Below are 24,351 nucleotides of genomic sequence, written 5' to 3'. Positions count from 1 at the left end.
TGAAATATACTATACGAATTACAGGAATATAGTTGCCCAATATGCGTAAATAAAAAATCATATACAGGATACTGAAAACCGCAGACCTTCGCAACATATATACTATGTGCGTTTTTCGATATAGCCATCGGGGTCTGCAGGAGAAAAGTTAGATTTACTGAGGGGGCGATAAAAAAATTAAGAGGACGATCAAGTCTCCAACGCGTACGCGTAATTTCTTTAAAGCACAGGTAATTTACGAATCCATCTCGACTGAGATGAAATTAGATAAAATTTCATTTAATAAAAAGTCATATTCGATTTTAGGAAAAGCAGGCATTGAATGCCCCAGGATTAATCCCGAGGCATAACAAATTCACGAGGCTCTTAATTTACCTCCCGCCCAGGCTGCCGGGATAGAAAGCACTATCAGCGCAATCGGGTACCAATGCGGGGGCTCATGCCACATAGCAACAGCACCTAGTATACCCAGCACCACGCCAATGGATGCCAGTATATATACATGCTTCATGGGTTTAGCGGGAGCCAGCGCTGCTGTTATATAACAACCTATCGCTACATAAACTGTTCGGTAAATGGTAACAAACAGTTTCAGCCACAGAGGATTTGTATCGAACGGAAGTTTCATCGCACCGGATTTTTCCAAGATCAAATCAGTTACATGCGATAGAGCAAAGATGGCGATCAGTCCGGCCAGAACAGCGCCTATACTTTTAAGTGTTTTAGTCATAACATAAAATTTATATATACTTTATTAGCCCTTCGGCATTTTAGTCATGTCCATGTGAAGTACATTCCACCGATGTCCGTCAATGTCGGAGAAGACGAATCCATACATCCATTCCTGTCTCTCACCAGGACCGCTTACAATAGCACCGCCTGCTGCAGTTACTTTCCTGGCAATTTCATCTACTTCCGTGCGGCTCTCTGCATCAAAAGAGAGTAATACTTCCGTAGTCTGTCGCGTGTTCGTAATTTCATTGCTGGTAAAACCTTTGAAGAGCGGCTCTTCAAAAAGCATTACCACTATATTTTTGTTTCCCATCAGCAGGCAGGCGGAATTCTCTCCATTGCCACCATGCGGATTGAAAGAGAAACCGAGGTCGGTGAAAAATATTTTCGATTTCTTTACATCTTTTACCGGAAGGTTAATCCAAAATTCTTTTGTCATAGAGATATATAGTTTAGGGGTGAGGTGTTTACTATATTTCTATCTATAGGTATAGATTTTTACTGTACCTGCACGGCCAGCAGTTCGTCCAGGCGGGCAAATCCTTCACCTAGTCCTTGTTCCATACCCGACATAACCATACCATCGCGCGCCATCAGCGAACGAAATACGGAATGCATCACCAATCGTGTACGGTTATTTGGTAGTGGTTCGAACAATGCTGTATCAAGACTAACATGTCCGCGTTCAGGCAGTCCTTCAAACTCGAACGTTTGTATAACACGCTCTGGTGCTGTGGCTTCATGCACTACACCATTAAATGCATACTCATTGCCCTGTCCGTCTGTATGTATATATCGATAGGAGCCACCTGTGCGTATATCGTATTTCTCAATTTTCATTTTCATGTTCAATGGTCCGAGCCATTGCACTACTAACTCCGGCTCTACAAATGCACGGTATACCGCTTCACGTGGAGCGTCAAATTCGCGATAGATATAGAGCTCCTGTTTGCCCTGTTCGGCAACGATCTTGATTTGATTCTTGGATGTCATCGTTTCTTTGTTTTTTTAGTTGATTGCATTTTTACCAATAACGTATCCAGCTTGCTAAAGCGGTGTTCCCATAATTTACGAAAGGGCTCCAGCCAATCCGCTACTTCTGTGAGCTTCTGTGCCTGCACTTCACAATACCGCTCTCTGCCTTGCTCGCGAATAATAACCAGCCCGCACTCCGTTAGTATTTTAATATGTTGTGATATAGCGGGGCGACTCACATCAAACTTTTCTGCAATGGCATTCAGGTTAAGCGATTGATACGCAATCATGTTTAAAATCTCTCTGCGTGTAGGATCGGCTATTGCCTGAAATACATCCCTCCTTGCGTGTACGGTCATATCTATATGTAAGTATTTGCTTACGAATTTATATGTAAGCATTCACTTACACAATTTTTTATACGTTTTTCTTCCAGGATTTTAATTCCTGTTTATACATATAGTCTTGGTCTCTGGTTCAAGAAGTATGAATTGTTGTTACGACTTCTCTTTGAATGAAAGTCCTTCTTCGGCCATTGCCGCGCGAAGCTTTGCCAAAGCGTTTGGCCCCATACCGTGCAGCGCAGCAATTTCGGCTTCTGTGCACCGCGAAAGCTCCTGAAGAGATTTTACCTCTATACGTTCCAATGATCTTCGGGCCGGCGCTGCGATCAGTGAGAGAAAACCTTCCATTGGCTTTCTCTCCTGTTCACAGATCGGGCAAGTCGGGCAATCGCTGCTTTTATAGTATTGATGTCCATTCTTGCACACGCGCAAATTCTTTTTTGACGCTGGCATATCAGGAAAGAAAACTGCTATCGATCAATGCAACTCGGTATATCTTTTAAAGTTATCCAATATAGCCTGCCAGCCTCCCCGTTGCATTTCGATCGGGTTGGTCCCTTCAGCTTCGAATATTTCCGTTACTTTCGTCTCGTTACCTTGCGATGTAAAGGTGATCTTTACTTTGCGTCCATCGGCAATATCATAGGCAAGCTCCTTATGCTTTTGCACGTTGGTATATATACCATCAAAATCAAAGCTCATGCTTCCGTCTTTGGCGGCCATGGTCGTTCTGAATTTACCACCAGTCTTTACATCATTATCGGCATAGGGCACATGCCAGTCTTCTGATGCCTGGCACCATTTTGTAATGTGCGTTGGCTCTGTCCAGTAAGTCCAAACTTTTTCAACAGGAGCTTTTACCATGGCTTCTACAGTGATCTCTGTTTTAACGGATGTTTCCATAAGGGTTATTGATTTAATGTTGATTGTTGCGTTGTTTACATGACAAACTTATGACAAGAATTTGGCTGAGGGGTTGGTGAATAGCGACATTCTATGGGGTTGATCACGACAAAGTAAAAGTTTCGTTGTTCGCACCTTCTCTATATATCATTCGGAATAATTTCTTTCTAAATCTCTTTTGGTCACGATAAAAAACCTGTCTCATAATTTTTACCATCTGGTAAGTGTATAGTGTGTATCGTTACCAATCTTTGAGTTTTAAATCTTTTTAATCAGCTATACTATGAGCACTATAAAAATTGGATGGATTGGTCTTGGCAGGATGGGTATACCTATGGCGCAGCAATTGATCAAAGCCGGCTTTCCGGTAACCGTATACAATAGAAACAAAGCAAAAGAAAGCGCATTACAATCTACGGGCGCAAAGGCCGCAGCAACACCGGCAGAGGTGCTGCAACAATCCGATATAGTAATACTCATGGTTTCGGATGATGAGGCAACACGCGAGATCTTTACCGGCACCAATGGGTTGTTACACGCAAATTTTTCCGGCAAGATCATTATTAATATGAGTACGGTATCCCCCGGCATCAGCAGGGAGCTTGCTCCGCTATGCGAGCAACAAGGAAACTATTATCTCGATGCACCCGTGTCGGGCAGCGTTAAACAGGCAGAAGAAGGTCAACTTGTAATTATGGTTGGAGGTGAAGCATCTATACTTCACCAGGCTAAACCTGTGCTGGAACGAATGGGTAAATTAGTAATTCATATTGGCGATACAGGTTCAGGCAATACTGCGAAGCTCGCTATAAATATACTCCTGGGCTTTCATGCGCAAGGATTGGCAGAAGCTGTTTTGTTTGCACAGCAACATGGCGTGAAGCCGGAGAACTTTATTACGATCTTCAACAACAGCGCACTGGGAAATATATTTGGCAAAATAAAGGGTGATGCTATCATCAACAATCAATACCAGGCAGCCTTTGCCTTGAAACATATTGCCAAAGACCTGCGCCTTGCCAAAGCTGAAGGACTAACGACACCCCTGGGCGAAGTTGCTCATAACTCGTTTCAGCAGGCGGAAACAAAATTTGGTGAAGAAGATATTATCGCGATCATCAAGTATCTCGGTCAACAATAAATTTTCAAATATTTTTTTCCGTAACGAGAGGTCTGTCGGCAAATGACGGGCCTCTCATTTTTTTCGGCTCTGTTTCTTTTTCCTATAGCCAGCCATCTTGAAACCGTTTGTGAGTCTTTAAAATCCGGGAATACGAGCAATAGAAACTCGCGGTTTTTTCATTTAAAATTGCGGCCATTGTCAACATCGAACAGATTGTTCACGCAGATATTAAAATTTCTTAATTTTTGAATAAAATGCCTTTATATTGGCGACACCAAAACAATTTATAGTTAAGAAATTCTACCTGAACCCAAACCTTGATGAGTGTTAAGAACCGTCTTATCGTAATGAATTTCCTGGAGTTTTTTGTCTGGGGTGCCTGGCTGATCTCTATGGGCGGTTATATGATCGTTACCCTCAAATTTACCGGAGGAGAAGTCGGCAGCATCTATGCCACCATGGGACTTGCCTCGCTGTTCATGCCTACTATCATAGGCATTATTGCTGACCGGTGGATCAACGCTGAACGCTTGCTGGGCATCAGCCATCTCATTGGAGCAGCTTCTTTATACTACGCTGCACAAATCACAGACTATAGCACCATGTATATTACCATGTTGGTAAACTCCATGTTCTATATGCCTACTATAGCCTTGAATAATTCCGTGTCGTATGCTGTGCTACAAAAAGAAGGTATCGACATTGTAAAATTCTTTCCGCCTATTCGCGTATGGGGAACTGTCGGTTTTGTATTTGCCATGTGGGTAATTGATCTTGGCAAATGGTCGCTGAGCCCTATTCAACTTTATGTAAGTGCAACGGCCGGGGTACTGTTAGGACTATATGCCTTTACACTTCCTGCCTGCCCGCCTGCGCGTGCAAAGAAAAGTGGATCACTCCTTTCAACGCTGGGGCTAGACGCCTTTGTACTTTTTGCAAAACCACGAACAGCCGTGTTCTTCTTCTTCGCCATGTTTCTGGGAGCTGCGTTGCAGATCACCAATACATTTGGTGAAGCTTTTATTCACGACTTCAGTGCTTCATATCCGGATTCATTTGCCGTGAAGCACCCGAGTATACTCATGTCTATATCACAGATATCCGAAACGCTGTTCATTCTTACTATACCATTCTTCCTGCAACGATTTGGTATCAAAAAAGTAATGCTCATGAGCATCTTTGCATGGGTATTACGTTTCGGATTGTTCGGTATAGGAAACCCGGGCGAAGGATTTATACTCCTTGTTCTTTCCATGATCATCTATGGAATGGCATTCGATTTCTTTAATATATCCGGTTCACTCTTTGTAAAGAATGAAGCCGACAACTCAATTCTGTCGAGTGCCCAGGGATTGTTTATGTTTATGACAAATGGTGTTGGGGCTTTTCTGGGAGGTATGTTAAGCGGATGGGTAGTTGATTACTTTACAACTGATGGCATACGCGACTGGCAAAGTATATGGTTTGCTTTTGCAGGATATACCCTGGTGCTGGGCATTGTATTTCCATTTGTATTCAAATATAAACACGATCCCACCTTGTCAACTAACAGTGCGCACGCCTGATCTATCGAAAAGAAATTTATATAGAAAAAGCCAGCGTTTGTGCTGGCTTTTTCATTTATATATAGGTTGTGTCAGGCTCCTATCCGCTCGATCAGATCGGCAGTACGATTAGAGTATCCAAACTCATTATCGTACCAGCCCACAACTTTTACATTTGTTCCGTTCGCCATAGTAAGATCGCTATCGAAGATACAAGACGATGGATCGCCCACTATATCTGCCGATACCAGCGGGTCGGTTGAGTATTTCAGATAGCCTTTCAGCGATCCTTCTTTCGATGCTTTCTCAAAGGCTTTGTTGATCTCCTCTTTCGTCACTGACTTTTTCAGTGTTGCAGTAAAGTCTGTTACTGAACCTACCGGTACGGGAACACGCAATGCATAACCATTTAACTTTCCTTTTACCGAAGGTATAACCAGACCTAATGCTTTGGCAGCACCGGTGCCTGTAGGGATGATCGATACTGCAGCAGCACGCGCCCTGCGCAAATCTTTGTGTGGTGCATCTTGTAAACGTTGATCAGCTGTATAGGCGTGTACAGTTGTCATGTAGCCGCTTTCTATACCGAAATTATCTTCAAGCACTTTTACCAGGGGTGCCAGACAGTTGGTAGTACACGAAGCATTGGACACAACGGCTTCGGTTCCATCCAATGTATTATCATTTACACCCAGTACAATAGTTTTCAGTTCGCCAGTAGCAGGTGCAGATATTACCACTTTACGAGCACCGGCATGAATGTGCGCTTCCGCTTTTTCCTTCTCTGTAAAAAGACCGGTGGACTCCAGCACTACATCTATCGCCAATGCTTTCCATGGTAATTTGGATGGATCTTTCTCGGCATATACCCGGATCTTCTTTCCGTTTACAATAAGGTTCTCGTTATCGTAACCTACTTCACCGCGGAATACTCCGTGCAGCGAATCATAGCGGAACAACTGAGCCAGTGTTTTGATATCGGTGATATCGTTGATGGCCACCACGTCCACATTTTTTCTGTCTAGCAAAGAACGGAAAGTAATTCTTCCAATTCTGCCGAACCCGTTAATAGCTACTTTCATACAATTTATACTTTGGTTTTTTATCTACTGTGAAAACAGTAACGCACATCAGTAAATTCATTTTGCACAGTGTGGATTGCCATATAAAACAGAATAATTTTACTGACACACGCACACTTACACCGAAAGCGTTTGCAATCACGGTAAATATATACTGCCAGAATTTCAATTAGCGCTGAAGGGAAATTGTCCATCATCATTCAATGCATAGGGTAAATGAACTGAACTGAAATATTGGATGTAAGGACTTTTTCTTTTGCATCCAAAATAAAGATTCTAAAAGTTGGCTGTAAATGGTTGATGATGCTTACCCCTTTTTAAACGAGGTTATATAATTGAAAGAGACGAGCTATTCTTTATCTTTCTCAGTCGTGGCAAAAAAGTAATCCCTAAACTAATTGTATTCTCACCTATCGAAAGGGGTGGGCGCAAATATTATAATTGGGGATTCGGTGACATGATATACGATAATAATCCGGTACTTTTAAAGTAGACGACCAGGTTCAAAGTAATAATGGGGACATCATTACTACTTTTTATACAGTGGCATCAACACTGTCTGTTTTATTTAATCATCATCCCGATGCAACAGTTCATGTTGAAGGAAGTAACAAACAAAGAGCTGAAGTATATAGAAAGCTTATAAGTAGACATTGGAGGCAGATTGAACTCCTTTACGATGTAAAGGGTTTTACAAATGGACAGATTACAGCTTTCAAAGACAACCTATCATTTGAATACCTTTTAGAAGAAAGTTGTAGTTTTAACAAAGCTAACTGCAATTAAATGGCTATACTGGCAAAGCAGAATAAGAAAGACAAGTTCACCGATCAAGAACTGAAGAAGCTACAAACTTTTGTTAAAAAGTTAGAAAAAGGAGAAGTTGCTCCTTTTAAAGATAAGATCGATCGCGCCAGAAAGAATTTAAAAAAAGCAGGCTTAATCAAATAGATATTCATTGCAAAGAAAATATTTGGAAGGAGGCTCAAATGAGTCTCCTTTTCATTTTAGAAAATAACCTAAAATTCTCAACAAGATGAAAGAGTTCTACTCCATCGCTGCCAGATGAATAGGCTATACTTTGCCGGAATTTGGTTACGGTGATTGTCTGAACTATGATTTTTGTTGATTGCGGGATATACTATGATTTGGTAACTGTGATTTTCCTGGCTTCATAACCCGTTTGAATTGAAGACTTGTATTGCCGAAATTCAATAAGAGCCCTATATCAAGACCGTAGGCTTCTAAATAATTGATAGCTTGTGCCAGGTGAACATCTTCTAATTCTTTTACAGCCTTTATTTCTACCATTATCTGGTTTGCCACAAAGAAATCAACTCGCCTTGTTCCGATATCTTTTCCTTTGTACGAGAGTGGTATTTCCATTTCGCGTTCATGTTTTGAAGATTTAGCTCAATGCTCAACGCACGTTGATAAATTACTTCCTGAAAGCCATTGCCAAGGTGGCGATGTACTTCCATAGCACAGCCTATAATTTTGCCCGTAAGTTCAGACAGTGGATAGTTCTTATTAATCACAACACCTAACAAATCAAAGTATTCGTATAATCAATCAAATCATAGCTCGGACTATATTGGCCAGTAAATCTTTCTAAGTGGTAATAACGATCTTGCATCTGTATCAAAACGATCATAAGCTAGCACCATCCATGTAACGTTTGCCATGTAATTTTATTTAGTATAGTATATCTGAAATATATTTACGCTATATCAATTCAACAAGGTTAAACATATTGATATTTTTTCGGAAATGGAAACAGGCCAGTGAATCAGGAGCTCACGAATTTTCTTCCATTTCTTGCCCCGCATGTTTAATTCAACCGAAATTCTTTAGGCGATACGCCCATCTTGGTCTTGAATATTTTGGTGAAGTGCGATGGGTGTTCGAAGCCCAGTTCGTAGGCAATTTCGCTGATGGATTTATCGGAGCTCCACAGTAATGATTTGGCTTTCTCCACTACCTGCAAGTGTATATATTCCTGCGTGGTTTTGCCGGTATATCTCTTGAGCAGATCGGAAAGATAGTTAGGGGAGAGGTTTAGCTGGTCGGCAAAGTATTTTACATCGGGCAGTCCTGTTTCTATCAGTGTGTCGGGCGAGAAATAGGCGAGCAGTAAATTTTCAAACTGCTGTACTATATCGTGGTTTACTTTGGCGCGGGTAATAAACTGGCGGTCGTAAAAGCGATTGCAATAATTCAGCAGCAGTTCTATGTTGCTGAGTATAACATGCTGCGAGTGGTTGTCTATGTTCTGCATATACTCGCGCCTTATGTTATCAACACAGTTGCGCAGTATAGTTTTTTCATCGTCAGATACGTGCAGGGCTTCGTTGGCATCGTACTGAAAAAATGAGTACTGGTGTATCTTTCTGCCGAGGTCGGTTCGATAGAGTAAGTCTGCATGAAAGAATAATCCCCAGCCTTCTTTATAAGGTATTTCGCGCGTGGTAGATACCGCCTGGCCGGGTGCAGTAAACATGAGCGTGCCTTCGTCAAAATCGTAATACGATTTGCCATAGCGCATTACGCCCTTCAGTTGCTTGAGGTATACGGAGTAGAACCCGAGGCGATAAAATGTTTCTTCGGGGCGAAAGTTATCGCGTGTTATATCTTTTAATTCAATAACCGATACCAGCGGATGCCGCGGACTCGTATAGCTATAGAGTTTGTGCAGGTCGGCAATAGTAGGTATATCGATAAATGTGTTTTGCATGGCGGTTGTATAAAGTTACAGAATTATACAGTATACCTCCGCGCCTGCGGGAGATATACTGTTTGTTAAAACATGTGGGCAGAGCAAAGCGTTCGCATCAGCATTATACAGGGATGATGCGCCCGGTAATAATGCCGAGCATGGCACGCTCGTAAGCTTTGGCAACTTTCCACGCCTCTACGGGAATAAAGCCGGGAAAGTATGGATGATAGGCTACCGACTCTGCGAGCACATTCGGACTAACGCAGTTGATGCGTATACCGCGCGGCATCTCGTGTGCAGCACCTTTTACAAAACCTTCTACACCTCCGTTGATCATCGTGCCGATGGTACCACCGAATATAGGCTCCTGCGATAATATACCCGACACTAATACAAACGAACCCTGATCGGCTATATGGGGCAGTGCAGTGCGCACCAGGTTTATCTGTCCCATTAGTTTGTTGTTCAGTGCGAATGTATAGTTGTCGTCAGTAAGTTGTTCCAGTGGTCCTGCCATTACATCGCCTGCGGCATTGGCTACACCGTGAAATATACCGATGGACTGAAACAATGTTTCCAGACTTTTCTTGTCCTGTATATCCGCGCGATAATCGCCAGACGACCGCGATACGCGAATTACTTCGTGGCCATTCTGCTCCAGCGTTTTGGCCAGCTCTTTACCAATGGTGCCAGTGGCACCTATAACTACAAATCGTTTTTTCATATAGGCTATATGCTATGGTATATATTATAAATACATACCTCCGGATACTTCTATACGCTGACCATTTACCCACTTGGCTTCGTCTGAACACAGGAAGGCTACTACGCTGCCAATATCATCGGCCTGCCCGATACGCGGCAGTGCTGTAATGGATTTGATATACTCCTGCACCTGTGGTGTTTCGCGCAGACGGCCGCCATTGAAGTCGGTTGCTATAGCACCGGGTGCCACAATGTTGGCGCGTATATAGCGTGAGCCTAATTCTTTGGCCATATACTTGGTAAGTATTTCTACTCCACCTTTTATACTGGCATAGGCACCGCTGCCCGGATGGGTAAAGCGTGTTAACCCGCTGGAGAGATTTACTATACCGCCACCATCGTTGATGTGTGGTATAGCTTTTTGTGTAAGGAAGAACACACCTTTTAAGTGCACGTTCACGAGATCGTCAAACTGCTCTTCTGTGGTAGCAGCGATGGACGGCACTGTTATACCATGGCCTGCATTGTTGATGAGGAAATCGAAACGCTCTGCCTGAAAGGTATTTTTGAGCGTAGCCTGCAGTGTGGCAAAGAATGCATCGAAGCTTTTAACGTTACCGGTATTTAACTGTAATGCTGCGGCACGCTGGCCGAGTTGCTCTACGGCTGCTACTACGGCAAGGGCTTCGTCTTTTTTGGCGTTATAGGTAACAATTACATCGTTACCTTTTTTTGCGAGGGCCAGAGCCATGTCTTTACCCAGTCCGCGGCTGCCACCGGTTACGAGGGCGATTTTTTTTGTTGATTCCATACTTTTTTGTTTGCTTTTGTTGATACAAAGCTCTCATCAACGGGCGTCATGGGCTTATACCTTTCCAGGCATTGCTTATACATTTTACGGAATGTGGCATGCAGAAATGATGGAGATGTGATTATCTGAAACAAAGCGGCACCGACTATGTGGAGGATGAACCTTGCCTTACGCTAACGGGGACGTGCGTTAAATTTCAGTAGGTATATATCCTGCTATATAATTATCTTCTTTATGTAGAGATTGCTGTTACTGTACACAAAAAAGGAAATAATCTGTGCCTACAGGTTGCTCTCCTGCTGTGCGAAGCATGTGAGTTATCTGTCCGCGGTGATACGTGCCATGGTTCACTACGTGCACGACTATATCGGCCCAGGGTAAAGTATGGTGTGCTCCCTTACGTGTTATAAATTCAATATTCTTTTCAGGATCGTTGGCGAGTGTCTGCGCTATGACAAGCATTTCATCTTGTATACTTTCCCAGCGATGCTTTATCTCCTTCAGGTTGTTTAGCGGCCACTCGGGAATATCTGCCAGCGGAATTCCCTTCCAGCGATTAAGCCACAACCAGTCTGATAAGAGTAAATGTACCAGTGTGGCTTTGATGGAGCCGAAGCTTCCTCCTAAGGGTTTATCAAGCAATGTTGCCGGCAGCGATTCAAGTTGCGTAAGAATGAGCCGGTGTGCCCAAATGTTATACTCCATCAGTTTAAGTGCGTTCATGTTAAAATAGGATGTATGGTGGATGATGCTATATATACCGGTTATAAAATTATACAATGCAGTGCACTGTAACCAGGGGCAATTTGCATGGCAGATGGTGACTGCGCTATGATCTATACGCAGAAGGTGTTTTGTGGTTATAGCGGGTGTAAAAAAAGCCTGCGGTGTGGCAGGCCTCCTGATTGTTTATAAAGAATGACGTTCACTTGCCGGCAACCGGCTGTTTTATGATCATGGTTATTTTTACCGGTGTTACACGATAGCCTTGTTGCGCAGCAGTTGCAGTATACCCTTGTTATAAGGCTGAAAGTGAAGAGCTACTGGTATATATTTCCTCAAACCTTTTATGAAACAAGATCTTACTTCGCCAATTTTTAAGATAGGTTCTTTCGGTTAACTTTTTTTGATGCATTCCATAGCCCGCTCCCGGGCCGCGAGGCCCGCATGTTCCACCTGGGCTGCATCCAATCCGCACGTGCCCTCCGCCAGGCCAAAGATTGGATGAGGTCCAGTTGAAACATGCTGGAAGATTTTTAATTTATCATTGCTATAGATTGACTTCGTGAGGTTGTTGCTTTTAGTCCGAATAGCGGGCGGATGAGTTTTACTCTGCGTATAACGAACTCGTAGAGTATAAAACATCCTGCAAAGGTTATGAGTAATACCAATGTAAACTGAACGGGTGTTGCTATGTTCAATGGGAAGATGAGTAACGATGCGAGGAATAAAAAGATCATGTGTAGAATATATACCGGGTAAGCCGCCTGGCTCAGGTAATGCAGTGCCGGACTTGGCCTGTTCAGATATTTATAGGCGAAAGCCAGTATAGAAAATATCCACAGGTCAGACTCCGTTACCAGCAGATATACCGGTGCGCTCATCTGGAACTTCATCAGCCGAATACTATAGAGTGTTATGGCAGTCAGAATAAAGAACCATCGCCAGCGAAGCATCATGTTCCAGAAGGCTTCACCGCTAAATATAAAACAGAAACCAAAAAAGAATGCAAGCAGTCCGAGGAAGAACCCGTGCCACGTCATGGCATATAGCTCGTATGGAACGGGGTCGAGAATAAGAGCCTCTGCTATAAAAGCCAGCACTACCAGCAACAACCCCAGCGGATTGCTTAATACTTTCTTGATGGTTATAGCTGCCTTGCCCTGTTCATATTTCTTTAGCAGAAACAACACAGGCGACAGCAGCAGTACATATATAAATATGTTTCCCAGAAACCACAGGTGGCCTGCGTTCGATATATAGGAGGCGGGCATGTTGTAGTAACGTTGCCATATATATACATGCACCGGTACAATAATGATCATGCCCACTGCAAGCGGCAGCAGTATACGCAGTGTGCGCTCGGCAATAAGCTGCTTCCAGTTTCTTGCCTGGCTGGCAAAGCAAACACCCATGCCGGACACAAAGAACAGTAGCGGTATTCGCCAGATGTTAAGCATCGTCATTGGTGTCCAGAGCGCCATCCATGGTTTGGGGTTGGCAATGAAGCCGATCATCATACCCCATGGCTGAAAGGCAATGGCTACGTGGTAGAGTAACAACAAGCCGATGGCTATTACCCTGATCCAGTCTATATCATACCTGCGGTTCATAACGGTAGTGCCAGGCGCCATTTTATTTTAACATTTTGGCAATGACCGGGCGAGTTTGCTCCAGGTATGCGAAGTCAAGTTTCAATCCCATAGGGCCGAGCATTTTCGCCATCATGTCGTATGCACCTTTTACATCGTTGAAAGGACCCGCTACTGTTTCGTAAGGCGTAGCGCCATATTTATTCTTGATGGTTTTGTTTGCGCCTTTGTCGAGCAACATCTTTACAATCTCTGGTCTGCAAAAGAAAGCCGCTGTGTGAAGTGGTGTTGACCCTTCGTTGTTTATAAAGTTGAGATCGGCTCCGGCATCGATCAATACTTTGGCTATATCTGATTTACCAAACACAGCTGCACTGATCAGCGGACTGGAACCACCAAATGGATCTTTCTCATTGATGTTAGAGCCTGCAGCAATGTGCTGCTTTACGGCCTCTATATTTCCCGTTACCACCGCAGTGTGAATGTCTACAGCCGGAGCCTGTGCCTTATTGGCAGTGGTTGCTGCTGTAGCTTTTTCGGTTGACTGACCTTGGCTGCCACATGCAGTTAACAGTAATGCTGTGAGGAATAACAGAACATGGATGCATCTTACAGTTTGAACGCCTTGCTTTTTCATGGTTTTGATGGTTAAAATTTTTGTGTTTTTGAATGACGTAAAGAACGCGCTGTGATGGAGGGCGGGCTAATAAGCTTTGCGGAGAAAACCATCAACTTTGAAGAATACGCTATAAACTATGGCGCAAGGGTATAAATTATGACGCAGGCGGTTGAATTTTAAGTAGTAAATTGGCCGTGAAACACATTTTATATACTGTTGCAGCAAAGATTGTTCAGACAACCTGAAACGAGATCAAGTATACTTTTATTGGACTAACGATGCCCGAAACGTCTTCTATCGAAAATGATTTTTTGCGTGAGCTCACGGCCAACATCGAGCGCAATCTCGCCAACGAGCAGTTTGGTGTTTCGGAGCTTGCCGACCAGATGAACATGAGCCGGTCGAACCTGCTGCGGAGGGTAAAGAAAGAAACCAACCTGTCGGTAAGTCAGCTCATCAGTCAGGCGCGTCTTAAAAAAGCTATGGAGCTGTTGCGTACCACCCCGTTAAATGTTTCGGAGGTATCGCACCAGGTAGGCTTTAACAGTACTTCCTATTTTATAAAATGTTTTCGCGAATACTATGGCTATCCTCCGGGAGAGGCCGGCAAGCGAAGCGCCACAGAAGAACCAGGAGAGGCGGCCCCTATCCCGGCCGTTGTGCCGCCTGACAGAAACAGGAAGTGGCTATGGATTGGAGTAGCCGGTATAATTGTGGCGGGTGGTATAGCGTGGTTTATCTATAGTATATTCTTCTCCGGTAAATTATCGGCATCCGAAAAATCGATCGTGGTATTGCCTTTTAAGAACGAGAGCAGTGATTCAACCAATGTATACCTTATAAATGGTTTGATGGAATCCACGCTTAATAATCTTCAGAAGATCCGGGAGCTGAAAGTTATCAGCCGCACATCAGCAGAGAAATACAGGAATACACCCAAGTCGATTCCTGAAATGGCGCGTGAGCTGGATGCGAATTACTTTGTTGAAGGCAGCGGACAAAAAGTTGGTGATGAAATACTACTGCATATACAATTGATTGATGGCAGGAGCGACCGCCACCTGTGGTCCAAGCAATACAAGCGGCAGGTGAAAGATATCTTTACATTACAACAGGAGATCGCGAAGAACATTGCCGAAGAGATTGAAGTAATCATTACTCCGGATGAACAAAAACGCATTGACAAAAGACCTACTGAAAACCTGGAAGCGTACGATCTGTTTTTAAAAGGAAGAGATTTACTTTATCGTGGTGGTAATGAAAATCTTGAGAAGGCTATAATACATTTGAATAAAGCTATAGCACTCGATCGGCAGTTTGCGTTGGCGTATGCAGACGCTGCTATTGTATATTATTACCTCGATGCCTACCAGGTAAACAAACAATATATAGATACGATAAGTGCTTATGCTGATAAAGCTTTGCTGCTGGACTCCAAGCTTGCCGAAAGTTTGATTGCAAAGGGATTGTACTACCAGCAGAAACAAGAGCTTGCACAAGCTGTTCCGTATTTTGAAAAAGCACTGGAATATAATCCCGGGTCAGCACTTGCTATACATTTTCTTTCCGAATACTATAACATCTATAATCCGAATACCGCTAAGTATATCAAGTATGCTTTGATGGGTGTTGAACTCGACAAGGGTACAACGGATTCTTCTTCGCTGAGCTATAAATATCTCCGGCTGAGTCATGCACTATTACAAAACGGGTTTATTGATGAGTCGAGGAAATATATAGACCTGGCATTGGCTTACTATCCGCAGAATGCCTTTGGCTATATAAAGATCTTTATTGATTATGCGAAAGATCGCGACACGCACAAAGCTAAAGCACTGCTCGAGAAAGAACTTGCAAAAGATACTTCACGGGTGGATGTGTTGCAGCAATTGGCCAGCATGTGCTATATGATGAGGGATTATAAAGAAGCCTATAAATATGTGCAGCGATTTATCCGCATCCGCGACAGCAGGCAATTAGATATATTCCGGAATGAAGATATCAAGATCGCCATCGTGTTGGAGAAGGTGGGCAAAAAGGAAAGAGTAGAAGAGTTTGTGGCCAGTTTTAAAGATTATGCTGATCATGATCAATCTATCTACAAAGACCTTCAATTGATGATGTACTATATATACAAGAACGATATTCCGAAAGCCATGGAACATTTCAGAGCGTTTTCGGAAAAAGATAATTATCAGTATTGGGTATTGCTGCTGGCCGATGAGCCAACCGTAGAGCCTCTGAAGAACAACCCGGAGTTCAGGCAGATTATGAAGAAAGTAGAAGATAAATTCTGGGCTGCCCATAACCGGATTAAAACAGAACTGGAAGAAGAAGGCGTGCTGGATTTGTAAGCCTCTTCTTCGATAATATCAGATTAGCACTCAGATCGTATATATAGTTTGTAACCTTGCCGCGTTGTGTGAGTTTACGTTGCAAACATTCGCGTTATGATTCACGCTTGCTCAGGAATGTTATTTATACTGCCTGTGCTTAGCCGTATCGCTGGAGCATTAGTGCTTTAACGTTGCATTAAAAACTTCAACCACTTCATAAAATCCTCCCTGAAAATCAGCAAGGCTGGCGGCTTTCATAAAGATGTCTGCTGCCTGCTTGTTCTCCCGCATTTTTTGATAGAGCTCCATGCTTTCCCATTGCGCGTACATGGTAACAAGTTTTCCATCGAGACTTCGATGCAGTGCTGATGAAATGAATCCCGGAATATAGCGCACAACTTCGTTTGTTGCTTCTGTTAACAGTGCTATCAGCTCTTGTTGTTTAGATGGCTCCACCTGAAATGTATTGATCAGGGTTAAACACTTGTTGTCTTTCGATATTTGTGTCATATACTTTTGTTTAGTCTGTATATTCTATCAACTATACAAATGTCTTGAGATTACGAGGTATATAGCTTTATTAAAAAGCTCAATCTTACTTTGCTGAAAAGCTCGATGGTGTTCTTCTGCGCTACCCGTTTAATATAGTATATTTTCATCACTCGTTTGTCATGTCGAGGAAATAAGGTGAATCGTCCCACTTGATGTGTTTATACTTCATCTTGTTTTTAAGCGGATCAGGAAGTGTATTCCATATAGTGCTCTTCATTTTTTCAAGAAGAAGCTTTCGGGTAAATGTATCGGCCACCACCAGACTGATCTCCCGAACAGGCTGAGGATCTTTAAATGTTTTTATCACCGATGACTTAGGCTCACTCATCACCGAAAGCCAGGGCACAATGGCAAATCCTAAATTGGCGCGAACCATGTTCTTTAATGTTTCAATAGTCGTAATTTCGTAAGCAGACTTAAGCGAGGCTTTCTTTTTGGGGATGCTGCATATATCAATTAACTGTGCATTGTAACAGTACTCACTGTTCAACAGCAATAACCCGAACTTGTCTTGCTCACTGAGTTTGTAAAAATCATTCTTTGCTTGGGGATGTGATGTGTGAAGGTACGCAACGAATGGTTCCAGAAACACCGGAAACTCTATCAGACCTGCTCTGCCTGTTGGTGTAGCCATTAGTGCAACATCCAGCTCTCCTGCCTCCAGATCGTCCATGAGTTGAATGGTTGATGCTTCCTTAATGGTATACTCTATCCTGGGTGTTTCCTTCTCTAATGCATTCATAAAGAACGGCACCAGGTAAGGCGACAACGTAGAGACTACACCCAGCCGCAGTGTGCCTCGCAGTACATTCTTTTTTTCTACTACCAGGTCGCGTATACCATCCATCTCGCGGAGTACACGCTTGGCTTTTGCGATAATTTCTTCTCCTACAGGAGTTGGTTTAAGAGGAACTTTGGAGCGGTCGAAAATTTTTACACCAATCTCTTCTTCGAGACTTTTCAGCTGAATGGTGAGTGCTGGTTGCGTAATAAAACAAGCTTCTGCTGCCCGCGCGAAATGCCTTTCCTGGTCGAGCGTCACAATGTATTTCAGTTGTTGTACCGTCATGATTATTAGTAAAACTTATGATGATGTAAAATTATTAATTTGATTAATGATTCCAACGCCTCCACCTTTGAGCCATCAAAACACAACGACTATGAAAACGATAATTAAACTTTTAATCCTCACTATTATGAGCCAAACAATTTATGCACAAGTGCAGAACTATGCTACCGATCCGCACATTGATCATGGTACAAAAGAATTTCTCAAAGTTTTGAATGCGGGTGGACCTCCGCTGGAAACGCTCTCTAAAGAAGATGCACGCCAGGTGTTGGTTGGAGCACAAGCATCTGTAAAGGTTGATCTTTCAGGTATAGAAGAATCTGAAAAGACTATTACTGCCGATGGTTACACCGTAAAACTTAACATTGTAAGACCACAAGGTGTGAAAAGTAAATTGCCTGTGTTTATTTTCATTCACGGTGGCGGCTGGATTTTGGGCGACTATCCTACACACAAGCGCATGGTAAGAGACCTGGTGGTTCTTTCAGGATATGCTGCTGTGTTTGTTAATTATACTCCATCACCGGAAGCTCACTTCCCTAAAGCGATCAACGAAATCTATGCTGCTACTAAATGGGTAGCTGAACATGGCGACCAGATTAATGTAGATGGAAAGAAACTGGCGGTTGTAGGAAACAGCGTAGGTGGTAACATGGCGGCTGTTACAGCGCTGATGGCGAAAGAGAAAAAAGGTCCGGAGATTAAATTACAAATACTGTTGTGGCCTGTTACCGATGCTACATTCTCGCAAGCATCGTATGAAACGTATGGTAAAGATCGCTTCCTGACTACTTCGATCATGAAATGGATGTGGGATCAGTATACAACCAACCCTGCTGAGCGTAAACAAATTTATGCTTCTCCGCTTCAGGCAACTGTAGAGCAACTGAAAGGTTTACCTCCTGCACTGATTCAGGTTGCAGAGAACGATATACTTCGCGATGAAGGTGAAGCATACGGCCGCAAGCTCGATGAAGCCGGTGTTACAGTAACCACTGTTCGCTACAACGGAATGATCCACGACTTTGGTTTGCTAAACGTACTTGCCGAACTACCTACCACAAAATCGATGTTCGTGCACGCAGCAGCAGAGTTGAAAAAATATTTGAAGTGAGATATATAGTATAGATGAAGAGGCAGCCGGTAGATGGTTGCCTTTTTTTGTTTTTACGAATATGAACTTAATGCTTTTCTTTGTGACAGCTCGCTGTATATAGATTGTGCCATGGTGTTCAACTGCTGCTCGCGGGTGCTGATGTTCGAAAGATCAAGCGATTCACTTTGCTGTGTTAGCTGAAAATATAGGTCGTGGATGGAATCAGTTTGTTGTTAGTCAAATCATGACCTTATACGATCTAGCCTTTCGTAACAATCTCCTTCCGGAAATGCGCACCCCAGGTGAGCAACTCATCTAACACTTTCTTCATGGAAAATCCCAGCGGTGTCAGTGAATATTCTACCGTCACCGGCATGCTGTCATATAGCGTGCGTGTAATGATCTTATTCTCTTCAAGTGCCTTCAGTTCCTGTGAAAGCATTTTTGGAGAGATGTCGCCGATGTCGCGCTGAAGTTCGCCAAACCGCTTGTTGCCAAAAGTGAGCGCCAGTACAATCGGTAATCTCCACTTGCCTTGTATCACTTCCAGTGCATCTCTGGTGATCATAAGCTTATGCTGGCATGACTGTGTTTTCTGATTCATAATGATTGATTCAAATGGGTACTTACGCGCAGGTAACTACTTACCACGAGGTAACTACTACCTTTTCAATAGTAAACCTACATAATTTTATGCTCGTAAAAATCAAAATAACAATATGAAAAAAACAACATGGACAATCGATCCGCTACATTCAGAAATTTTATTCAAGATCAGGCACCTGGTGATCTCCACGGTTACGGGATCATTCCAGAAATTTGAAGGCCACGCGGTTTCGGAAGCTGACGGATTTAACAACGCTAAAGTCTATTTAACGATTGACGTAAAAAGTATCGACACCAACCAGGCGCAACGTGATGTTCATTTGCAGAACGGTGATTTTTTCTCCGCTGATTTATATCCACTGATCACGTTCGAGTCCACATCGTTTGTGAACACAGGCGGTAATAATTTTGTGATGGTTGGTGATCTTACCTTGAGAGGTGTAACAAAGCCAGTGGAACTGAATGTTGAATACGGTGGCTCACAACGGAGCTTACAGGGTGTAATAAAACATGGCTTTGAGGTTACGGGTGTTATTAACCGCATGGATTTCGGAATGACGTGGAATGTACTGACGGACACGGGAAATTTAGGACTGGGAGAGAATATCAAACTGGTTGCCAACATTCAGGTTTCAGAACAGGTTGCCGCATAGCATGCAGCTTGTTCACGTTCTTTTATTATTAATTAAGTTGGGAAGTTGAAGATAGACGGGAAAGTTGGGGAGTCCGAAAGTCCGGAAGCTGGAGTGCGCGGGGATTGAGGTTGCAGGAGTTTATGGATGTGGTATATAGGTTTACTCCAAAATATACCCTCCTTATTCGCTGCGAACGGTTTTGATACTCTGGTCATACTTTATCCATGCTTTATCCATGCTTTATCTATACTTCATCCCTACTTGATCTATACTCGATCCATACCCGGAGATATAGGTATATTTGTCCGGAATGGGTTGCGTTAGGTTGTTTCGGTATATATTGGTTAGTGGTTGCCTGCGAACGTGCGTACTTCAGCTTCCTCCGGATTAAGGTAGCTGTATGTCTCTTTTATGGTGACTGTTGATGCTTATTAAATCTGGTTGTTCAATGCTTTTCTTCGCAACAGCTCGCTATATATAGATTGCGCCATGGTGTTCAACTGCTGCTCGCGGGTGCTGATATTTGAAAGATCAAGCGATTTACTTTGCTGTGTTAGCTGGAAATATAGGTCGTGAATGGAATCATCCTCGGTATCCAGGCCAATCATTGTTAGGATTGTTTCGCTTAATTGTAAATGGTAATCGCCTGCGCTGAGCCCAAGATTACTCAGGCCACTTACCAGTTTGTTGTTAGTTAAATCATCTTTGATTAAAGAAATGATGAGATTTATATCGTGCGCCATGTAGATTTTATTATGATATGAAGATACTATAAAGGTACATATTGTGTATATAAAATGTATTATAAAATACTAATAGCGTAATTTTATGTTGATAAGTGTTTGATTCTCAATGAGTAATTTTGATTTATATACATGATAGTACTTTAAGATGGCATATAAAGATATCAACCGCATCAAGGTGGTTCTGGTGGAAAAGAAAAGAACCAATAAATGGTTGGCAGAAGAAATCGGAATGACTACAACAACTATATCGCGATGGTGCCGCAATGAAGTTCAACCTCCGTTGGAAACTCTTGTTGAAGTAGCAAGATTACTTGATGTTGATATTAGAGAGTTGTTGGTGCCTACGAAGAAATAAATTCCGTAGTATATACTTGAATCTATCGAGGCTTCATAGAGGAGTTTGCCTCCGGGGGGTACCCCGTCCCGGCTACTTAAGTTGCAAAAAAGCTCTGATCTTCAGAGCTTTTTTTGTTTTGGTGTGTGCTGAAAGTGTGGCTCATTTAGTGGTAGATCGTTGAATTGCTCTCGCATTCTCCGCTACTAAGTGTCGATCGTATACCTGCACTCCAGTGCTATCACCTTTGCCTACAATTGATTGAAAGTAACATTCAGGGCAGCACCCTTTCGTTTTATCTTGATCCATCGTACCCAATGTAAAGTGGAACATCTGTTGACCAACATTTGCTAACCCAGAGGGAGCGATGAATAAGCTTAGCAGCTGCAGCACCTCGAGCGAAGCCAAGTTTGAACTGAATGGAAAAACATTTTCGTGTGCTTCTTTATAGGCCTTATCCTCTAGAAGGCCTAGCACATAACTCGGATCGTCCAGAAAACCGTTTCTCTCAAGGATTGCATTTTCTGTTTTGTATTGACCCAAGCATTCCAGGCAAGCGCGTTTGTAACCGACGGTCTGTGCTTTCCAATCAGCTCCAATAATTCGAGTATTGTTGCTGTTGGTTCTGACCAAAATTCCACCATCAATTACAGGGACTAAGTGCGCATAAGAGATAAAATTCAGCACTTGTCTCGGCCAGGGACGATCAACACAAGAGAACACCACATCGCCATCCAGGGCTGCGTGAAATCCCTCCTTCTCGCAAATACTAAAAGGCACAACTCGAACATTTACATCTGGAGAGGTGGCGGATTTCAAAATTGAATCTCGAACGGTGTCTACTTTGTATCGTCCAACATCTTCTTTGAACATTCCGCTACATCGATCTAGGTTTTTCAATTCTACTAAGTCGAAGTCAATCAAAATGAAATTTGAAAAACCAGCTCTTGCCAAAATTTCCGCGATGATACTCCCAACGCTACCAAGTCCAGCGATTACGATTTTTATCCGGGACAGATCCTCTTGAATTTTTGGACCCCACGCTGAGATGGTACGTAGTTGTTGTTCGGAGTTGAAGGCAGGTTTAAGAAGATAGTCATTAAAGGTTATTGAAAGTTTCTTACCGATAACTCTAACATTCTCACACCAAAATCTTTGATATGATCTCTTTACATGCGGATCTTTTATCCAGAATCTTGCACTACAGGCACCATCGGTTCCCATTGTTAGTCCTAAGAGAGGAAGTGAAGTAGTTGCGAAGGCCGCGGGTGCAAGTCTAGTCTCAGCAACCAAATCATCTTTGCTCATTCCCTGCCAGCCTGGCGTTAAGTGCGAGTGTAAGAACACCAAGCCTTGTTTTTTACCTCGCGCAATACGGATCGCCCTTTCAAAATACTCTGGCATAAAGCCTACATTCCAATGCACGTTTCGGTCACCTTCGTTAGGGAGAATTATCTCGTTAATTATCCCTGTAGTTCGCATTGCGCCAGTGCTCGGTACATAAGTAGCAAAACATAGATCCTCTTGTCCATCGGGCCGGATCAAGTGTTTGACTAGCGCATCATGGATGGCGCTAGTCATATTTATACTGTACGTCTTCATTCGATTCTGGTTAGAATGTTTCTCACATGTGCAAGGAATGTTCTTACAGATCGATCCGTTCGGTTCCAATCTGGAAATCGTCTGCTCCAATATCTCCATCCGGATCCAAGTGGGCTGTCGCTTACATTTTGACGAGGTTCCTTCCAATCACCTACGTTTGTCGCGTTGAAATGAAGGCCTGCGGGGCAATTCATAGGAAAGTCGTCTTGAACTTGAAATCCAAGCCGTACCAATTTTCCCTTGTTCTTTCCAATGGGAACGAGGTACTCGATCGCTATGATGCTATTGTCAAGCTCTTGGGTTTGAAACCCAAGAGCCTTCAATTGATTGATAAAATCAACTCGTGCCATATTTTTGTTTATGAAACAGGGGTTTCACCTTTAAACACAGACACGAATTTTGATCCAGGACATTTAAGTTTAATCGGAGCATCTGGAGTATCCTTGTGGGATATTTCATTACCAGCGCTATCAAACTCTACCAAGTAATAGTCGGTGACAGGTGTCAGACCGGCGTTGGATAAAATTTGATTTGCTGACAGCTTCGACTCTGTGCTGGTTTCTGGCTCTTCATCAACCGTGTAGTTCCAAGAGTCAGGAGGTTTGACCACGAACTTCTCCAATCCAGGATGAGAAAGATCAACTTCTTCACTTAGGCTGATTCGTTCAAAGTCACAGCCTTTGAGCTTTTGGAACAGTGATACACATTCCAGGTTTTTTACGCCTGCTTCCTTCAGTAACTCTTTGCCAGTTACTTTAGGGTGGTCGAATTCTACCATAACGTCATCGACTAACGCTTTGAAAGTTTTGGTTTTTTTTGAGGCCAAATCCTCATTCTTAAATTGGTTCATTGTTGTTTCCAATTAAAAGTTCAAATAATAAGACAAGTGATAAACCTCCCTCTACACAATCGTCAATACAGGATTGAGTAAAGCAACTCCCAGAAGGGGAAGCTTGCGCTTTTTTACTTGGAAGTGTTTACTTGAACTTTTAATCGGGCTCTTACTGACTTTAAGTACTTAACCTATACTAGAACAAGAGCGTCTATTTGGAATGGTTAGAAATAGTAAGTACTTTTGCAGTGCGAATCACAAAAGAACTTCTTGGACCGATTAATCCGAGATTTCTACTCCAAAATCAGGTAGACACTCTGCCTGATTTTTTTTTGACGTCCAATTGAGCGGCTAAAACCAATCAGGTATCCAAAAGTAAAAGTAAAAATCTGTAATTACCAATTAGGTAATAAAATAAATGTAATTGTTTACCTTTTGGGTTACTTTTGGTATGTACGTCAAAAAATCACTTTGGAATGTTACCAAATAGGTTATATTTGTCTTGTACTTCCAGTAAAGCTTTAGCTTTGGTCATTCTAATTGCCTTATAATTAGAAGCTTAATTTTGTTCTTTAAACCCACTACAGACAGTAAACGGACTCTATGAGTGTAAGCACGAAGGATTTTCAAAGCCCTGGTGAAGCTTTGAAATATTTATTGAAGGAAAAGGATTGGAC

26 protein-coding genes and 2 pseudogenes are annotated in these 24,351 nt (G+C 42.7%); 8 read left to right on the top strand and 20 right to left on the bottom strand.

The genetic code is table 11. The annotated features are described in order from the left end of the window. Positions 1-355: 355 nt before the first annotated feature. From VIN08_RS25875 to VIN08_RS25850, 6 genes are all read right to left on the bottom strand, one after another. Entirely contained in the window at positions 356-730 is a 375-nt protein-coding gene (locus tag VIN08_RS25875; protein WP_331971891.1) for a hypothetical protein, read from the bottom strand. A 24-nt stretch (positions 731-754) separates the two neighbouring features. After that, positions 755-1,171, bottom strand: coding sequence for a VOC family protein (locus VIN08_RS25870; RefSeq protein WP_331971888.1), 417 nt, complete (start codon positions 1,169-1,171; stop codon positions 755-757). Between the two features lie 59 nt (positions 1,172-1,230). Next, positions 1,231-1,725 (bottom strand): SRPBCC family protein, encoded by a 495-nt coding sequence (locus tag VIN08_RS25865; RefSeq protein ID WP_331971885.1) that lies wholly within the window; start codon positions 1,723-1,725, stop codon positions 1,231-1,233. After that, positions 1,722-2,066, bottom strand: coding sequence for a metalloregulator ArsR/SmtB family transcription factor (locus VIN08_RS25860; RefSeq protein ID WP_331971882.1), 345 nt, complete (start codon positions 2,064-2,066; stop codon positions 1,722-1,724). Before VIN08_RS25860 ends, VIN08_RS25865 begins: the two co-directional genes overlap by 4 nt. A 138-nt stretch (positions 2,067-2,204) precedes the next feature. Then, the gene (locus VIN08_RS25855; RefSeq protein ID WP_331971879.1) at positions 2,205-2,504 is read right to left on the bottom strand and encodes an RNA polymerase alpha subunit C-terminal domain-containing protein; all 300 of its coding nucleotides are present in this window, start codon (positions 2,502-2,504) and stop codon (positions 2,205-2,207) included. 24 nt (positions 2,505-2,528) lie between these two features. After that, the gene (locus VIN08_RS25850; RefSeq protein ID WP_331971876.1) at positions 2,529-2,954 is read right to left on the bottom strand and encodes an SRPBCC family protein; all 426 of its coding nucleotides are present in this window, start codon (positions 2,952-2,954) and stop codon (positions 2,529-2,531) included. Between the two features lie 283 nt (positions 2,955-3,237). Here VIN08_RS25850 and VIN08_RS25845 point away from each other — a divergent pair, with 283 nt between their 5' ends. Beyond that, positions 3,238-4,095 carry an NAD(P)-dependent oxidoreductase gene (locus VIN08_RS25845; protein ID WP_331971873.1) on the top strand — a complete coding sequence of 286 codons (858 nt, stop codon included), beginning with the start codon at positions 3,238-3,240 and terminating at the stop codon, positions 4,093-4,095. Positions 4,096-4,397: 302 nt separating this feature from the next. Next, positions 4,398-5,642 (top strand): nucleoside permease, encoded by a 1,245-nt coding sequence (locus VIN08_RS25840; RefSeq protein ID WP_331971870.1) that lies wholly within the window; start codon positions 4,398-4,400, stop codon positions 5,640-5,642. A gap of 71 nt (positions 5,643-5,713) precedes the next feature. On the opposite strand, the gene gap is transcribed toward VIN08_RS25840, so the two are convergent. Beyond that, positions 5,714-6,703, bottom strand: coding sequence for a type I glyceraldehyde-3-phosphate dehydrogenase (gene gap, locus VIN08_RS25835; protein ID WP_414693315.1), 990 nt, complete (start codon positions 6,701-6,703; stop codon positions 5,714-5,716). 498 nt (positions 6,704-7,201) lie between these two features. Here gap and VIN08_RS25830 point away from each other — a divergent pair. Next, positions 7,202-7,489 (top strand): annotated as a pseudogene (locus VIN08_RS25830) (DUF6934 family protein); the annotation flags it as partial. Then, complete coding sequence (locus tag VIN08_RS25825; protein ID WP_331971864.1) at positions 7,490-7,654, top strand: hypothetical protein; 165 nt, start codon at positions 7,490-7,492, stop codon at positions 7,652-7,654. Positions 7,655-7,816: 162 nt separating this feature from the next. On the opposite strand, the pseudogene VIN08_RS25820 reads toward VIN08_RS25825, so the two are convergent. The 7 genes and pseudogenes from VIN08_RS25820 to VIN08_RS25790 form a co-directional block, all read right to left on the bottom strand. Beyond that, positions 7,817-8,184, bottom strand: a pseudogene (locus tag VIN08_RS25820) (GxxExxY protein). A 350-nt stretch (positions 8,185-8,534) separates the two neighbouring features. Beyond that, the gene (locus VIN08_RS25815; RefSeq protein ID WP_331971861.1) at positions 8,535-9,437 is read right to left on the bottom strand and encodes a helix-turn-helix transcriptional regulator; all 903 of its coding nucleotides are present in this window, start codon (positions 9,435-9,437) and stop codon (positions 8,535-8,537) included. A gap of 103 nt (positions 9,438-9,540) precedes the next feature. Then, a complete protein-coding gene (locus VIN08_RS25810; RefSeq protein WP_331971858.1) occupies positions 9,541-10,143 on the bottom strand; it encodes a short chain dehydrogenase in 603 nt (200 codons plus the stop codon). A gap of 24 nt (positions 10,144-10,167) precedes the next feature. Beyond that, positions 10,168-10,935, bottom strand: a complete 768-nt coding sequence (locus VIN08_RS25805) for an SDR family NAD(P)-dependent oxidoreductase (protein ID WP_331971855.1) — start codon at positions 10,933-10,935, stop codon at positions 10,168-10,170. A 249-nt stretch (positions 10,936-11,184) separates the two neighbouring features. Continuing rightward, positions 11,185-11,658 (bottom strand): DinB family protein, encoded by a 474-nt coding sequence (locus tag VIN08_RS25800; RefSeq protein WP_331971853.1) that lies wholly within the window; start codon positions 11,656-11,658, stop codon positions 11,185-11,187. A gap of 533 nt (positions 11,659-12,191) precedes the next feature. Beyond that, entirely contained in the window at positions 12,192-13,268 is a 1,077-nt protein-coding gene (locus tag VIN08_RS25795) for an acyltransferase family protein (RefSeq protein WP_331971850.1), read from the bottom strand. Between the two features lie 22 nt (positions 13,269-13,290). Beyond that, positions 13,291-13,884, bottom strand: coding sequence for an ankyrin repeat domain-containing protein (locus VIN08_RS25790; protein WP_331971847.1), 594 nt, complete (start codon positions 13,882-13,884; stop codon positions 13,291-13,293). A gap of 260 nt (positions 13,885-14,144) precedes the next feature. On the opposite strand from VIN08_RS25790, the gene VIN08_RS25785 reads away from it, so the two are divergent. Beyond that, positions 14,145-16,220, top strand: coding sequence for a helix-turn-helix domain-containing protein (locus VIN08_RS25785; RefSeq protein ID WP_331971844.1), 2,076 nt, complete (start codon positions 14,145-14,147; stop codon positions 16,218-16,220). Between the two features lie 159 nt (positions 16,221-16,379). Here VIN08_RS25785 and VIN08_RS25780 read toward each other — a convergent pair whose 3' ends face one another. Together VIN08_RS25780 and VIN08_RS25775 are read right to left on the bottom strand one after the other, a co-directional pair. Next, positions 16,380-16,712: an antibiotic biosynthesis monooxygenase family protein gene (locus VIN08_RS25780; RefSeq protein ID WP_331971841.1), complete on the bottom strand. Its 333-nt coding sequence runs from the start codon at positions 16,710-16,712 to the stop codon at positions 16,380-16,382. Between the two features lie 148 nt (positions 16,713-16,860). Next, the gene (locus tag VIN08_RS25775; protein WP_331971838.1) at positions 16,861-17,823 is read right to left on the bottom strand and encodes a hydrogen peroxide-inducible genes activator; all 963 of its coding nucleotides are present in this window, start codon (positions 17,821-17,823) and stop codon (positions 16,861-16,863) included. Between the two features lie 127 nt (positions 17,824-17,950). Here VIN08_RS25775 and VIN08_RS25770 point away from each other — a divergent pair, with 127 nt between their 5' ends. Beyond that, positions 17,951-18,937, top strand: a complete 987-nt coding sequence (locus tag VIN08_RS25770; RefSeq protein ID WP_331971835.1) for an alpha/beta hydrolase — start codon at positions 17,951-17,953, stop codon at positions 18,935-18,937. 241 nt (positions 18,938-19,178) lie between these two features. Here VIN08_RS25770 and VIN08_RS25765 read toward each other — a convergent pair whose 3' ends face one another. Further along, entirely contained in the window at positions 19,179-19,523 is a 345-nt protein-coding gene (locus VIN08_RS25765) for a helix-turn-helix domain-containing protein (protein ID WP_331971832.1), read from the bottom strand. A gap of 115 nt (positions 19,524-19,638) precedes the next feature. On the opposite strand from VIN08_RS25765, the gene VIN08_RS25760 reads away from it, so the two are divergent. Beyond that, complete coding sequence (locus VIN08_RS25760; RefSeq protein ID WP_331971829.1) at positions 19,639-20,178, top strand: YceI family protein; 540 nt, start codon at positions 19,639-19,641, stop codon at positions 20,176-20,178. A gap of 413 nt (positions 20,179-20,591) precedes the next feature. On the opposite strand, the gene VIN08_RS25755 is transcribed toward VIN08_RS25760, so the two are convergent. Continuing rightward, positions 20,592-20,903, bottom strand: a complete 312-nt coding sequence (locus tag VIN08_RS25755; protein WP_331971826.1) for a hypothetical protein — start codon at positions 20,901-20,903, stop codon at positions 20,592-20,594. A gap of 148 nt (positions 20,904-21,051) precedes the next feature. On the opposite strand from VIN08_RS25755, the gene VIN08_RS25750 reads away from it, so the two are divergent. Beyond that, positions 21,052-21,261: a helix-turn-helix transcriptional regulator gene (locus tag VIN08_RS25750; RefSeq protein ID WP_331971823.1), complete on the top strand. Its 210-nt coding sequence runs from the start codon at positions 21,052-21,054 to the stop codon at positions 21,259-21,261. A gap of 141 nt (positions 21,262-21,402) precedes the next feature. Here VIN08_RS25750 and VIN08_RS25745 read toward each other — a convergent pair whose 3' ends face one another. Together VIN08_RS25745 and VIN08_RS25740 are read right to left on the bottom strand one after the other, a co-directional pair. Next, complete coding sequence (locus VIN08_RS25745) at positions 21,403-22,821, bottom strand: ThiF family adenylyltransferase (protein WP_331971820.1); 1,419 nt, start codon at positions 22,819-22,821, stop codon at positions 21,403-21,405. Between the two features lie 379 nt (positions 22,822-23,200). Then, positions 23,201-23,692 carry a multiubiquitin domain-containing protein gene (locus tag VIN08_RS25740; RefSeq protein ID WP_331971813.1) on the bottom strand — a complete coding sequence of 164 codons (492 nt, stop codon included), beginning with the start codon at positions 23,690-23,692 and terminating at the stop codon, positions 23,201-23,203. Between the last annotated feature and the right edge of the window lie 659 nt (positions 23,693-24,351).

Origin of the sequence: Ohtaekwangia sp. (genome assembly GCF_036568665.1) — a bacterium.
GTDB lineage: Bacteria > Bacteroidota > Bacteroidia > Cytophagales > Cyclobacteriaceae > Ohtaekwangia.
This window is presented reverse-complemented; position numbering and strand designations above follow the sequence as displayed.